The following is a 12,593-nucleotide window of genomic DNA, read 5'->3' on the forward strand; positions in this document are numbered from 1 at the left end:
TTGCCCATTTTTCTCACTCGCGCCGTTTTTATCAAGCAAGTATAAGTCATCAGGCAAGTGCATCCTAAATTATTTATGAGTGTACCGTTTATGGATTATTTTGTCGTTTGCCCAGAAATACACCTTCAGAGATAAAAATTTGCGTACTTTTCACCCTTGAGAGCGACTCCGGAAGGCGACGCATGCCCTGTATCTCTGGTACGCCCTCTTTCTTTATTACCTCGGCGCTTGATATCTTCAACACGTGCCTTTTTACGATCCCCATCAAGTTTGGCTAATCCTGCATGATCGATAATTCCGTTAAGTCGCCAATCTTCTATGATCGATTGGACATAGGGCAGCTTCTTGTCTGCATCAAGACTTCGCTCGATTGCTTTAATTAACATTCCATCCGGATCGCAACTACCATCTCTCGCCAAATCAAGACAATGTTGAATAATTTTGGCCTTTTCGAATGGAACAAGGTCACGACCCCAATTTTCCATGGCGAACTCTATAGCAAGATTTCCGATTCCCGCGTCTGTTTCCATTTTCTCAGTTCGCGCGCGTGCATCATCATCATCATCAATAATAATTGGTTTATATTCTGGTACTGTTAGTGTTAGTGTTACGTTGGACGGCTCAGGATTATTCACGGACGTCCGTTGGACGTCCGTTGGACGTACTAAAATTACAGGCTCCCCATCCAACGGAACTCCAACCGACGACCCCTTGTCATCCTTTGGACCAATGCAGGATGATTCGTCCAAAGGCAAGGGATTTTCCTGGGACATCGAGGTATTTGGAAGTGGAATTTTTTCTGTGGATGACGATGAAGTATCTGATGGTATTTTGAAATGCTTCGTTTTTTGCAATCGTTTCTTTTCTCGATCCTCTCTCTTTCTTGCCGCATCTTCTTCGCGCTTCTCTATGAGTTTTCCAGTATATTCCTTCCAATCATGAATATGCTTCGGTCCATCAGGATCCTCAGGATTGCCATCAATCCAGCCGGAGCTTATTAGAGCCACTGCAAACATTTTCTCATCCCCATCCCATTCAGAGGCTGCGGCAAGATCGAAAGCATCAAACTCAGTTAAATTACCGTCTTGAGCAAAATCGAGCGCCCACCACCATAAAAAATGTAAGTGCCCGACCGTTGTTGGGAGAGATACTCCTAGTAGTCTGGCTAACCGTTTAGTCTTTGGATGTCTAGCAATTTCTTGGTTACTTGGTATCCACGCCATTATTTCCACTTCCTCCCGTTATGCCTTTTTTGTAGTCCTATGTTGCCGCTTTGTTAAAAAACAGTTTTGTTGAGATAAAAAGATCTTAACTACTAGTGAGTAAACTGGTGTCTATTACGGGAACTTAGTTTTTCAACTCCTTGCTCTCCCTCGTTCTTAACAAGCCTCAGCTTCGGCCTTTCTGGTGGTAATTCTCCATTTTCGTCTGACCAGTACCAAATATCCACCCAAAAATGAACTCCATGTAACCCCTTGGCATTGGTATGCCATTCCACCTTGCGAATGTTTGTGATAGTCAATGTTTTAGCTACCCCTCGCATTGTCCAGTCGGTAGTTTCCTTGCCTATTTCCGGGATGTTTATTCCAAAGGGAACGTCAAATTTTATGTTTTCGAGATATTTTTTGCAACCACGTGGATCTCGCTTGAATAGTAGGCATGGAATAGTGCTTATTTTACCCTCGCATTTTCCACCGTGGTCGTTACGAAGAAGGCAGAAATAACACTCGTTCATGACTCATCTTCCTCATAAATATAAATTCTCATTTTCTTGTCTTAATTGCATGACCTTCATTTTTTCTTCTCACCTTATTTTTCATAGAACAATTGATTGTCGCCACAGATAACATTTAGCCCATAGTTTTTTGCTAAAGACAGTAAACGATCCCTTGCATCATCGCTTATAGTTAGGTAATGACCATTTTTTTCCATGATGGACTTTTCCAAATCAATGTTGGCATCTAAGATACCACACATAAACTGGAGTTGAGCAATTTGGATGCTAGCGGTAAATATTGAAATTTTATTATTTACCTTAGCTTTGTATTGAATTTTCGTGATTGCATAAGAACTTGCTTCCTCCTTTACCTCCGAAAAACTTATTACTCTGATTTTCTTTGCCCTATTCAATAGTGCTAAACGTTCCAAATCTTTAACGGCCAATGTATGCATGGCATACATTAGAATAGCCCCACCCTCTATGTCCTTATCTTGGGCGATACTCAACAGATAATTTGGGTATTGAATACGCTTGATATAGTTTAACTCAGAACATATAGGCATTGGATTCAACTGAATTTTCATTGATTCATTATCTTCTGCTGTGGGTTCCAAACGTAGTAAATCTCTATTTTTCAATTCTTCTAGTGACTTTTCAATGGCATATTCACTTAAAGAAATCACCTTTTCCATAGCATTAATCACCCTTTCAACTGCAACAATTACGAAGATAGAATATCTTGCGCCGAAAATGCTTGTTATTGTCCTGAGTGTAGGACCGAAACCACATACTTTAAAAAGGAATTAATATGCCCTATTGTTTTTGAGAAAAATAATCAATGATTACTGGATTATCTTTAACCAAATTTCCGCAGATACAACAATAATTATCTCTGCTTTGAATTCGCTCGTTTCCGCAATGCTTACATTTAAATTCTGCTTTTTCAGCCGCTTCGCTATAAGCGACATTTTTTTCTTGCTCTTTCATATGTAGTTCTTTAACCTCCGTTCTTAATCAACCTTCTCTTCGCCGGAGAACATTACTCACAATCTCAAGTGTATCGTAAAGTGTAATCGCATAAGTATTCACAACTTGTCCCCCTCACGAATTTCAAAACGTATATTGATTAGTAAGCTTGACACTGCTTTCCACTTTTTTAGAGCTGCTAATTGCTCGAGGTCCCTTAAGGCTTCGCCGAAGCTGTGCCTCCAAGGTAGATGCGTGTAACCCCGTTCCTTCTTACTGCCAAGTCTCCGATAAAACGTCTTAAAGACATCACCACCAATTCCAGGCCGGACGAAATATTCCCACCCTCGAGCATCCTGATACGTTCTAATATTTTGGCAAAGAGTCGACGCACTTTTTTCTTCAGACATAGTTTTAAACTCCTTATTCTTCTAAATTCATTAGTTATAACCATAAAGACATTTGCTCAAATGCAATTCCTTCAGCTATCTGCTTATGTTCTAATACCAAAGTCTCTGGATCCGTATCCGTGATATTCTTCGCCACTTCTTCAGCTTTATCCCAGAAATCAAGCCAGTTTCGGGCACTATAAGCGCGTCCGTTCTCGTAATTTATAACAATGGATATCACCTCATCACCTTCAATAACTTGTATTGGGTACCAAGCTAAGTTGTAAGGAAGACTCAGAAACTCAAAACGTGCACTCCCAATGATTATGGCTATTGCATCCTTTGTTTTACTTACCTCTAAAAGGACGTCCGAGATCCGGAAGATTTTTGAAAACTCTTCATCCAGCCTGAAAGAAGGATAATCACCAGCTTGTTTAAGTATCCGTTCGATTTCCTTCTGGAAATTTAGCATAGTCTCACTCCCAAATTTAAGAGTTTAGATTAAACTGTAAGCCTTACATTACAGGGTTAATAAATGCTTTTTGCTTGAATATCAAGCAGGGCGTCGCACTGGCTCGGCCCGTACATTGGCCATAATGATAAACGCTCCTGCTGCATTCCCTACATTCTTGATTCATTTTCATCACGACCCTTAAATCATCGATATTATTCAAACTCGGCAAGTCTTTTGAATCTCTAATCATCGAAATAGAATGTATAAGGTCCTCTCGTTTCGATTTCATTTCTTAACACCTTTTTCTGATTATGCGATTTTATTCTTTACGCCAAGAATTCGTAATGTTGTTTGTGATAACGGTGACTGAACATCGACCACAAAGTTTAATGGCATTTCCAACGGTACATAACAATTAATTTTAGTAAGTTCCCAACTTAGTAACGCTTTCTCTTTGCAGTCCAATAATTTCCTTGCCGCCTTAACCGGTAGAATATCCGGATATTCAAGAAGATTTTTTAGAGTAAGTCCTTGTTTTAATAATGGCCAAACTGTTTTTTCACCGATGCCCAAAACTCCGGGAATGTTATCGGTCGGATCGCCAACCAGAGCTTTAAAATCCACCCATTGTCCTGGGTCAATTCCATAGATTTCTTCGTGTCTGAGCAGGGTCAACGGCTGTGGGCCTTTTCTGGCTCTAAGGTAATCGACCGTTATGTTTCGACTAATAAGTTGAAACAGATCTCTGTCTCCGGATACAATCCTAACAACATCTTCAGATTTTGAAGCGAGTGTCCCGATAATATCATCTGCTTCATAGCCATTGACTGCAATTTGGGGAATATTAAGGTTCTCCAGTGCCTTCTTAGCACGTGGAATTTGCTCTATTAATTCTGCTGGAGCAGGTTTTCTGGTTGCCTTATAGTCGGGATAAAGTTTGTGGCGAAATGTTACCCCTTCAGAATCCCAGCAGACGATAAGTCTACTAGGCCTATAAGCTGCATAATATCGTAGGACTAAATTAACGATGCCCGAAACTGCATGAATATTATGTCCTCTGGCATCAAAAACTGGTGGCCTTCCGTAAAAATATCTTGCAACCACGTTGTTGGCATCAAAAAGCAAAAGCATTTTTTCACCTCCTAAAAATCGTTACGCCTAACGTTCGCTCAGGCAACCGGTTACTTATTACATTGCAAAGAGTTCTAATTGTTCTGTAGTTTCATGTTGTCTCTCTATACTTTCAACCTTGAGATCATACCGAAAAAATGGGTGAACAAGTTTCCACTGACCCTTTTCATTTTGTACGTATAATTCTTCCTCTCTGGCCAGCAAATTTCCAAGTTGTACGCAATGATCGTTACCTATCCCCTGTATGCTAATCCAGTTACGATAAACTCCAAGAACATAAATATCTTCAATGCTCTTACGGTTAACGACCCGTTTATACATTGTTCCACTATGAAAAGCTCCCTTTGCCCATGATGACAGTTCATCAGTTGTCATTTTGAAAGGAAAACTCGTGAGTGAATTCCCCATGTTTATACCTCCTTTTGGTATGGATTATGGGTCAAAACAATGTTGGTGGAGGTTCTCCACGTTGCTTAACCAGTTCAAGCGTTCGATGGGCTCTAAAGAGTAGCTGATCGATCGTGCCAACAGTACATCTCATAATTCTAGCCACTTCTCCAACCGCTAATCCTTGGCCGTGATGAAGAGTAAAGGCCTCACGTTCACGCTCACTTAAATGACCTAAGTAATATGCCAGTATTCGATTCTCTGGTAGATTACGATTGGGTCGAATGACCGACTCTCTTGAAACAAGGATTCGTTCCAGCTTCCAATCTGTCATTGAGCTAAAGAAAACTTCCCGCTGCTTTCTGCTTCTTCTTGAAAGGTCTCTCCTTAATGGCGGAGGGCTTCCAGTTTCCAAATATGTTAGAATGTCCTGTATATCAGCATAGATGACTCTCAATCTGGTACGATCCTCTAGACTGCGAACTCCTTTACGTTTCGAAGTAACCTTTACCTTCCGACGAAACGTCGTTTTGATATACTTAATAGTTCTTAGAGCCTCCCGCCCAAAATTCTGACGCTCATTCTGCTTTTCGATAAGTTTCAGCTTGCCTTCAATTGTTTTCGCCGTATTGTAATAGCTGTAATATAATTGATAACGCTCAGAATTCAGAAGACTCCGCAGGTGTATGATTTCTTGGTACAATTGATGGGACGTTCGATAGGCTGTTATTTTGACAGTTCTCCGAGACACCTGGAATTTTACGACTCTTAGTAAGATCTGATACCCAATTCGTAAATTCATTAGCTTCTTTTCAAGCTTATCGATTGCAGAAAGTAAATGTTCTACTCGAAACTTATAGTTTTGAAATCTCTGAAGTTCTTGAATACTCAACATTCCACCCCCTTTAAAAACCGGACCAATCTTTCGATTTGAGAGCATCTCCTAAAATGTTGGAAAATCGTTTTGATAATTCTGTTTTATAAACCGGTTCTTCCCTGATATTATCAGCGTCATTGTCAATCGCGGCTTCGATAGGCCCATGGTTTGATGGAACACATCCATTTTTTAAGAGGTTTACGATTTGTTCTAAGCTATCCGCGATTCGTTCCAACGGATCTCTCGGTTTATAGTTAGAATTAACACTAGGAGTGGCTGCGTCTTGAAGGCGAGATTTAATGAACTTTCTTGGATCGGGTGCGGCAAGAAGCTGATCATAATATGTGTCTTTCTCTCTTGTAAAACGAATTGTCAGAGGAAAACTGCCAGGCCTGTCCTCCTTCTGCATAATAACCACTCCTTGGTTCAAAATACCAAGCTACGATACTTAACTGAAAAACTTTTGGGCGGCGGCTTTTTGATAATATGCCAAGACATTTGCCATAGTCGGCTCCTCTATAACTTCAGCATCATAGATACGTGAAATAGTCTCTCCGAGAACCTCAGCTCCGCCTCCCGCTAATAAGGCCAACGCTATAAGGGAATCGCTGGCCGCAAACCGCGTCTGCAATTCTCCAACGATTTGATGAGCGAATTGTTCAATGCTATCCCTTCTGACTTGTGTAAAATCATAACGTTGTCGGCGGTATATTCCGGTACCTGTTTTAAGGAGATCGTCAGCCATGAATTCAGGAATTAGGGGAAGCTCTTGCTTAGCTATTCTAAGTATCTGTTGCTTGAGGTCTCGAACTCCCACTTCAATCGAAAAGCATAGGCCTCTAATTGGCTCTAATGTGTCAGCCCGGACCGTAGCCACGTCTGTCGTCCTTTCTCCTAAATCAATAAGGGTAACTAATCCTGAAGTTGGCCACTTTTCTGCTATAGTTTTTAAGGATAGTGCATATAACAAAGCAGCGATTCCCTGGGGTAAAAGTTCTACCGCTTTAATATGGATTTTTCGTCGGGTTCCACCTTTTTCTATCGTCAATTGTTGCCCTAACCAAGCTTTTTCTGTGATCGCTTGCTCATCTTTGAATAAATCTAAAGGTAACCCCGTGGAAAGAAAAATGTCTCCTTCTAGACTGGACTCCCACGCAGCTGCAGCCACTAAAACTTTAGCTAACTCAGTGGTCATGCGTTGATTCTTGGCCGACGTGACAGCTGTTGGTTGATAAAGAGCATCTTTCCCAAACCAATAAGCTGTTCCATCAACAATTATTGGAGTTGACTTTGTAACTGCAGAATAAGTGTCACTCATAACGGTTTTTTCAGGGGCGATGACTGCGTTGAAAATGCCTTCGTGCTGATGGGATACATACTTTACTTTTTTGTACCCTACATCAACGGCGAGAATTGGAAGACGGTTCAAAGAGACCCAACTCCTTTCGATATTTGAGTTTTTTGATCTTCTAAAAGATGATCCGTTATGTATCTTCACGCTGTCTAAGATTGGTTCCTTAAAAAAGAGTATAGAAAATACAGCCAACACATGGTAATATGTGGCACAGAAGGAGTATTGGTCGTTATGAAACTTGTTCAACAAAATCGCTGGATTATTCTCTCATTTTTCGATGGACTTATAACCTTTGCCTTTTGGTCGACTCCATCATTGGATTTATGCTATAGGTAGAGTCCGTAAGGCTTTGGTACATTACCAAGGCGCCTTAGCACCCCTTCATGTATTTACAATGAGTACGCGATTAAACTTAATACCAAGTATTCGAATCTTTGACGTGTAACCACATCCCATCTTCAAAGTCGACTTTTACATAATTTCCGCTACCTTTGTCCCATGTGGCAGCTACTTTAACTGGAATATGCCTTTCGGAATATGACCAGCGCTTATAAAAATTATCCAGAAACGATTCCAATAGTTGCTGTTGCACTTTGGGTAGTTTCCCGAAAAACCATTCACCGACCTGAGATTTGATAAACTGTCGCCTTTATTGCTCCTCCATTTTTCAGCCCGATTTTCTTCTCCCGTCAGACACGCTGGTGAACAACAACCGCCCGGAAAAGAATCACATCCATCGCACATAGCATTCACCCATCATAAAGAATTTGTGGCATTTTGAAATAAAATTTCTTATATTGCATTTGGAACCAATTAGTCAATTGTAATATCACCTCCTAGGGTTAATATCTTGCTAGGGGATATAAGATAATTAATATGTAGAGATGGGAGGCGTGAGTCGAGTTTTATTACAGCAAAAAGTATTTATCATCATCTTATGTATTGGTATCTATTTGCTTTTTTCATTTTATCTATCAATTTGGCTATCCACGTTAATTCACGAGTTAGGACACGTAATTGGAAGCCTGTTGATCGGTCAACCTGCTAAATCCGTCAGAATTGGATCTTCTGGCCCTCATTTAAAAAGGACTTTTATAATTTGCGGTATAAAAATATCAGTTTCATTAGTTATACCGATAAAAGGGAGTCCTGGTACTACTGAGCTAGCGGATACACCTCTACCGGTCAAACATTTATTTTTTTACGTCTTGGGGGGGAGCGCCAATAACTTATTAGCAGCCTTCGTATGTTTTGGCTTTCTTTTTACGCACTTAAGTTTAATAAACCTATCCCTGTTTTGGCAGAGCCTATTCATCTTTGTATTCCTTCTTGCGTTCATCAACTTAATAATGCTGTTAAATCTTTTACCTTTTTTACCTGGTACTGATGGTTGGCATTCAAAAAATCTTCTGATGTTCCGAAAAAAGACAGAGATCATAATCTATCACACTATGCCAAGACCAGTATGGGTTCAATACGAAGGCAGGCGTGAGTATATACCTTTCCCTACTCATTCTTCCTTTATTGGATTTTTAAAGGTCATTATCCGTTTTATCATTCATGAGATTAGGGAGAAGGTTTAGTAATAAGACTATCGCGCCCACAAGAACGAAAATTTTCCCTAAAGTAAGAACCGTCGGTTGTAAAACAGATGTATCCGTTATGCCCAATGGTTTAAGAAAGTACCCTAAAAAGAACCATAATACTTCTAAGGGTTTAAGCAACATTCCTAATCCTGCGGCAACTAACGATAATCCAGCAATTGTTAAAAGATTTAGAGCATTTTCATCCAATGTCATAAAGATCCTTCCTCCAACGTTATTAGTTGAAATAACAATTCTCTCTTTTGTTAAAACAGAAATTCATGAACAGCTACACTTAATCTTTTCAAAAGGTTTTTCAGTAAGAACTAAGTTTACTCATTGCGACTTTCTCCCTGGGTTTACAGATAGACTTCAGCAACAAATTATAACTCGTTAAATCTTCTTTAATTCAAAGATAAGCAAACTTTCCCCAAGAACCCAACATACCGAGGCATATTGTAGTAATAATTCGGCACTTAACATCTTAATACCAAGTATTCGGGCCTTTGACGTGGAACCATTGACCATCTTTAAAATCGACTCTCAGATATTTTCCGCTACTTTTGTCCCATGTAGCAGCTACGTTAACTGGAATATGCCTTTCAGGATATTCCCAACGTTTATAAAAGTTACTCAGGAATGACTCAAATAGCTGTTGCTGATCATTGGTGAGTTTTTCAAATCCCTTCACCGATTCAGGATTGGTTAAACGGTCGCCTTTATAGCTCATGAATTTTTTTGCCAGATTTTCTTCACCCGTAAGACATTCTGGTGAACCACAACCAAGTGGGAAAGTGTCACATCCATCGCACATAGCGTTCTTCTCCCTAATATGAATTTGTTGTGATGAGTTTGAAAAATGGGTTTATTATACTTCGGTTCATATAGTCATTAGGTGGAGTATTTAAATGATTTCTAAGTGACTGAATGGAAGAATACGGGCATTGATGATCTCCTTAGGCCCAAGATCTCGTTGTACGTCTTGCTGCTTTCATACCCGGCTTTAAGTCGATGGGCTCTCCCTGGTAACTAAAGAAGTAATAACCGTTTCCACGATACTCAACTCGACCAAAGTACCAGCCTGGCTCATCGTAATCTTCATGTTTATCTATGTACAATTCAATTGGCTCCCCCGATGTAAATTCATTAATTTTGCTCTTGCCAAGCGTGAACCTGCCGTTTGAATTCAGGTGCAGTGTCCCTTCTTGTCTATCTTGGGACATCACATAGGCTAAATGCCCATATAAAGTAGCGTAGTTATATCCGTCTGCATTTTCGAGCATCCGGAGTAGGTACCTGAGCTCAGACCTTTTTAATACATCTGTCTCTCGCTTATAAGCCTCATAAACTTCAGTACAAGCTTTTTCCAGCAAATCCATGGAGCCTTTTAGTGAGGTATAAAACTTATCTAAGTAAAACACAACTATCACCTTCCTTTTCCACAATTTTCATCGCTACAGAGTTTTGGTTATTTCCCGTATATCATAAAGTCTTTCGGCATTTCTGCAGTTTTATCAAAGGTCACCTTCAGCCCCATCGCTTCAAAAGTACTTTTAATGATATGGTGTGAAAGTAATTCTCTCTCATTATTAGAAAGGTGTTGGAGATCTTTGACCGTACCATCCGGTAATGTAACGGTGGCTTCGGTGACACTTAGTGGGGATGATCGTTTTGCCATTACATTTCCCTCCTCTTTTCTCTCTTAACAAAACGAATTTTTACGTTAAGGCACTTTTCATTTAAATATCTTGTCGCGCCAGAATTGACGTTTGTTACTAGACTCGCTTTTTTCGTGATACAGAATCGCAACACTATACGGTTTTTCGTAACCATCGGTTTCATAGTCCAATTGTTTTAGCTCTATATCTTCTTTAGACAAAAAGCTATTTACATGCTTCTCCAATACTTCTACTGATTCAGCAGCAAAGATCTTTAACCGAGTGAGTGACATAGCGATACATCCTTTCAGTGTTAATTTCGTTATGTCATGTGCACCTAATGCGAATTGTCAATTAAAAAAATTTCATCTATCGAGCCGTTTACAACTTCCGCGATTTGAAGAGCCAATTCTACAGCTACATTCTTTATTTTGCCACGTTCAATTTTGTTATAGATAGTACGATCAACTCCAATCCTTTCGGCAACCTGTTCTTGTGTTAACCCAGCTCTTTTTCTGGCACTATAAAGCTCCGTTCGCAAAATTTATCACCTCAATCCTCCGTGTGCATTTCTTACACAAAGTATATGTGCATACGGTGCTCACGTCAATAGGTTTTTAGGTCTTTATTCGCTTTTTTTGCGAATATGTTGAAAATCAGCACAAATAAAGCTATTCTTAATTGAGGAGTGTGAACCATGGGCACATTAGGAGACCGTTTAAGAAAGTTAAGACTAGAAAGAGAAGATAAACCTCGGCAGGAAGATGTTGCGCTAGCTATAGGTTATTCAAGAGCTACATATGCTAACTGGGAAATTGGACGAGGAGAACCAGATCACGATGCGCTACGAGCTTTATCAAAGTATTTTAACTGCACAGCCGACTATCTCCTTGGCCTTTCAGATCAGGCAAAGCAATTTCCCTCCAAAGACGACGAAGAATTTGAATTGGATTTTAGAATTGCCGCAAATAACGAGGATGGATATGGAAAAGAGCCATCCCCTGAGCTAAAGCGGTTTATTAAAGAAATCATTCAAGAAGAATTAGATAAGGTTAAAAAAGAATGAAACTACCACCCATTCGGGAAGGTAGTTTCATTTGTTTACAATACATTCGACATAAATCACTCTATTTTGACTGAAGGTGACATCTTGAAGAAACTTTGGGATATTATTAATAAAGAAAATATTAAAGTTCTGTATAAGGACTTTTCTCATCTACCGGAGAATATTCATGGGCTATACTTTTATGAACAGAGAATAGGACCCTTGATTGTCCTCGATAAAAACCTGCATCACTCACATCGTTTACACCGATGTGTATTAGCTGAGGAAATTGGCCACTTTTATACAGCTGCGCGAACGAACATTCTCACAGTACATACCTCCGCGAACCTTCAAACTATAGAGAATCAAGATGAAAGGAAAGCTGCCCAGTATGCCACAGACTTACTTATTCCCGATAGTGAGCTAATAAAAGCGTTGGAATCAGGTTGTCGCAGTTGCTTTGAATTAGCGGAATATTTCGACGTTACCGAATGGTTTATGTATCGAAAGCTCGGTTTTTTAAAAATGTGCTTTCGACGGACAGGTTTAAAAGTAAAGGGACGGGATTTATTTGATATCGCTATGCAGCCGTGTCATATAATTTCATAGTAATGATCTGCCACGGGTAAGGGACAAATAGTCACAGATATATGGTATAATGTGTCTGTACAACAAAACAGGATAGCAGGGTGGGCGGCTAATCCCCTAGAAAGGGGGTGATGCCATGAATCAGATGTATCAAACAATATCTTTAATGATTGCATTTGCAACTTTGGTTGTTTTGATACTTCGATTTGCGTTTGATATAACGCAAAAGAAAAAGTAGCCCATCCCTGACCGGAAGCTACTTTTTCCGTATTCCTATAACCGCTCACTTTGCGGCTTGTTGTGCAAGCTAGGGTGCTGTAACATCCTAGCTTCTAATATTTATGCCATATCTTAATTCGATTATACCTTACTTGGAAAATCAATTCAACAACAATCAAAATAAGACAGCTGACGCACCAAGAAATAGGAATGCAACTTGAT

The 12,593-nt window shown here is 39.8% G+C and carries 21 protein-coding genes; 3 read left to right on the forward strand and 18 right to left on the reverse strand.

What is annotated here, in order from left to right:
- Positions 1-125 precede the first annotated feature (125 nt).
- The 18 genes from DESACI_RS23230 to DESACI_RS19745 all read right to left on the reverse strand — a co-directional run bounded on the left by DESACI_RS23230 (position 126) and on the right by DESACI_RS19745 (position 11,060).
- Positions 126-1,223, reverse strand: a complete 1,098-nt coding sequence (locus DESACI_RS23230) for a DnaD domain-containing protein (RefSeq protein WP_014828973.1) — start codon at positions 1,221-1,223, stop codon at positions 126-128.
- Between the two features lie 92 nt (positions 1,224-1,315).
- The gene (locus tag DESACI_RS19675) at positions 1,316-1,735 is read right to left on the reverse strand and encodes a hypothetical protein (protein WP_014828974.1); all 420 of its coding nucleotides are present in this window, start codon (positions 1,733-1,735) and stop codon (positions 1,316-1,318) included.
- Between the two features lie 74 nt (positions 1,736-1,809).
- Entirely contained in the window at positions 1,810-2,412 is a 603-nt protein-coding gene (locus DESACI_RS19680; protein ID WP_014828975.1) for a hypothetical protein, read from the reverse strand.
- Between the two features lie 121 nt (positions 2,413-2,533).
- Positions 2,534-2,707: a hypothetical protein gene (locus DESACI_RS24640; RefSeq protein ID WP_014828976.1), complete on the reverse strand. Its 174-nt coding sequence runs from the start codon at positions 2,705-2,707 to the stop codon at positions 2,534-2,536.
- A 98-nt stretch (positions 2,708-2,805) separates the two neighbouring features.
- A complete protein-coding gene (locus tag DESACI_RS19685; protein WP_014828977.1) occupies positions 2,806-3,096 on the reverse strand; it encodes a hypothetical protein in 291 nt (96 codons plus the stop codon).
- A gap of 34 nt (positions 3,097-3,130) precedes the next feature.
- The gene (locus tag DESACI_RS19690; RefSeq protein WP_014828978.1) at positions 3,131-3,547 is read right to left on the reverse strand and encodes a hypothetical protein; all 417 of its coding nucleotides are present in this window, start codon (positions 3,545-3,547) and stop codon (positions 3,131-3,133) included.
- Positions 3,548-3,838: 291 nt separating this feature from the next.
- Complete coding sequence (locus tag DESACI_RS19695; protein WP_014828979.1) at positions 3,839-4,660, reverse strand: 5'-3' exonuclease; 822 nt, start codon at positions 4,658-4,660, stop codon at positions 3,839-3,841.
- A 57-nt stretch (positions 4,661-4,717) separates the two neighbouring features.
- The gene (locus DESACI_RS19700; RefSeq protein ID WP_014828980.1) at positions 4,718-5,068 is read right to left on the reverse strand and encodes a hypothetical protein; all 351 of its coding nucleotides are present in this window, start codon (positions 5,066-5,068) and stop codon (positions 4,718-4,720) included.
- 31 nt (positions 5,069-5,099) lie between these two features.
- A complete protein-coding gene (locus DESACI_RS19705; RefSeq protein WP_158310202.1) occupies positions 5,100-5,942 on the reverse strand; it encodes a sigma factor-like helix-turn-helix DNA-binding protein in 843 nt (280 codons plus the stop codon).
- A 10-nt stretch (positions 5,943-5,952) separates the two neighbouring features.
- Positions 5,953-6,333 (reverse strand): hypothetical protein, encoded by a 381-nt coding sequence (locus DESACI_RS19710; RefSeq protein ID WP_014828982.1) that lies wholly within the window; start codon positions 6,331-6,333, stop codon positions 5,953-5,955.
- Between the two features lie 39 nt (positions 6,334-6,372).
- Positions 6,373-7,353, reverse strand: coding sequence for a ParM/StbA family protein (locus DESACI_RS19715; protein WP_014828983.1), 981 nt, complete (start codon positions 7,351-7,353; stop codon positions 6,373-6,375).
- A gap of 337 nt (positions 7,354-7,690) precedes the next feature.
- Positions 7,691-7,870: a hypothetical protein gene (locus DESACI_RS25300; RefSeq protein ID WP_242833094.1), complete on the reverse strand. Its 180-nt coding sequence runs from the start codon at positions 7,868-7,870 to the stop codon at positions 7,691-7,693.
- A gap of 940 nt (positions 7,871-8,810) precedes the next feature.
- Positions 8,811-9,077 carry a hypothetical protein gene (locus DESACI_RS19720; protein ID WP_014828985.1) on the reverse strand — a complete coding sequence of 89 codons (267 nt, stop codon included), beginning with the start codon at positions 9,075-9,077 and terminating at the stop codon, positions 8,811-8,813.
- Positions 9,078-9,345: 268 nt separating this feature from the next.
- Entirely contained in the window at positions 9,346-9,675 is a 330-nt protein-coding gene (locus tag DESACI_RS19725; RefSeq protein WP_014828986.1) for a hypothetical protein, read from the reverse strand.
- A 142-nt stretch (positions 9,676-9,817) separates the two neighbouring features.
- Positions 9,818-10,282: a DUF5348 domain-containing protein gene (locus DESACI_RS23235; protein ID WP_014828987.1), complete on the reverse strand. Its 465-nt coding sequence runs from the start codon at positions 10,280-10,282 to the stop codon at positions 9,818-9,820.
- Positions 10,283-10,329: 47 nt separating this feature from the next.
- Positions 10,330-10,539 (reverse strand): hypothetical protein, encoded by a 210-nt coding sequence (locus DESACI_RS19735; RefSeq protein ID WP_014828988.1) that lies wholly within the window; start codon positions 10,537-10,539, stop codon positions 10,330-10,332.
- Between the two features lie 57 nt (positions 10,540-10,596).
- Positions 10,597-10,812 (reverse strand): hypothetical protein, encoded by a 216-nt coding sequence (locus DESACI_RS19740; protein WP_014828989.1) that lies wholly within the window; start codon positions 10,810-10,812, stop codon positions 10,597-10,599.
- A gap of 44 nt (positions 10,813-10,856) precedes the next feature.
- Positions 10,857-11,060: a helix-turn-helix transcriptional regulator gene (locus DESACI_RS19745; RefSeq protein ID WP_014828990.1), complete on the reverse strand. Its 204-nt coding sequence runs from the start codon at positions 11,058-11,060 to the stop codon at positions 10,857-10,859.
- 156 nt (positions 11,061-11,216) lie between these two features.
- On the opposite strand from DESACI_RS19745, the gene DESACI_RS19750 reads away from it, so the two are divergent.
- The 3 genes from DESACI_RS19750 (at position 11,217) to DESACI_RS25845 (ending at position 12,390) form a co-directional block, all read left to right on the forward strand.
- Positions 11,217-11,585 carry a helix-turn-helix domain-containing protein gene (locus DESACI_RS19750; RefSeq protein ID WP_014828991.1) on the forward strand — a complete coding sequence of 123 codons (369 nt, stop codon included), beginning with the start codon at positions 11,217-11,219 and terminating at the stop codon, positions 11,583-11,585.
- An 84-nt stretch (positions 11,586-11,669) separates the two neighbouring features.
- Positions 11,670-12,173: an ImmA/IrrE family metallo-endopeptidase gene (locus tag DESACI_RS23240; protein ID WP_014828992.1), complete on the forward strand. Its 504-nt coding sequence runs from the start codon at positions 11,670-11,672 to the stop codon at positions 12,171-12,173.
- A 124-nt stretch (positions 12,174-12,297) separates the two neighbouring features.
- On the forward strand, positions 12,298-12,390 hold the full coding sequence (locus tag DESACI_RS25845) for a putative holin-like toxin (RefSeq protein WP_427846756.1): 93 nt from the start codon (positions 12,298-12,300) through the stop codon (positions 12,388-12,390).
- The last annotated feature ends 203 nt before the right edge of the window (positions 12,391-12,593 follow it).

The organism is Desulfosporosinus acidiphilus SJ4 (assembly GCF_000255115.2).
Lineage (GTDB): Bacteria > Bacillota > Desulfitobacteriia > Desulfitobacteriales > Desulfitobacteriaceae > Desulfosporosinus > Desulfosporosinus acidiphilus.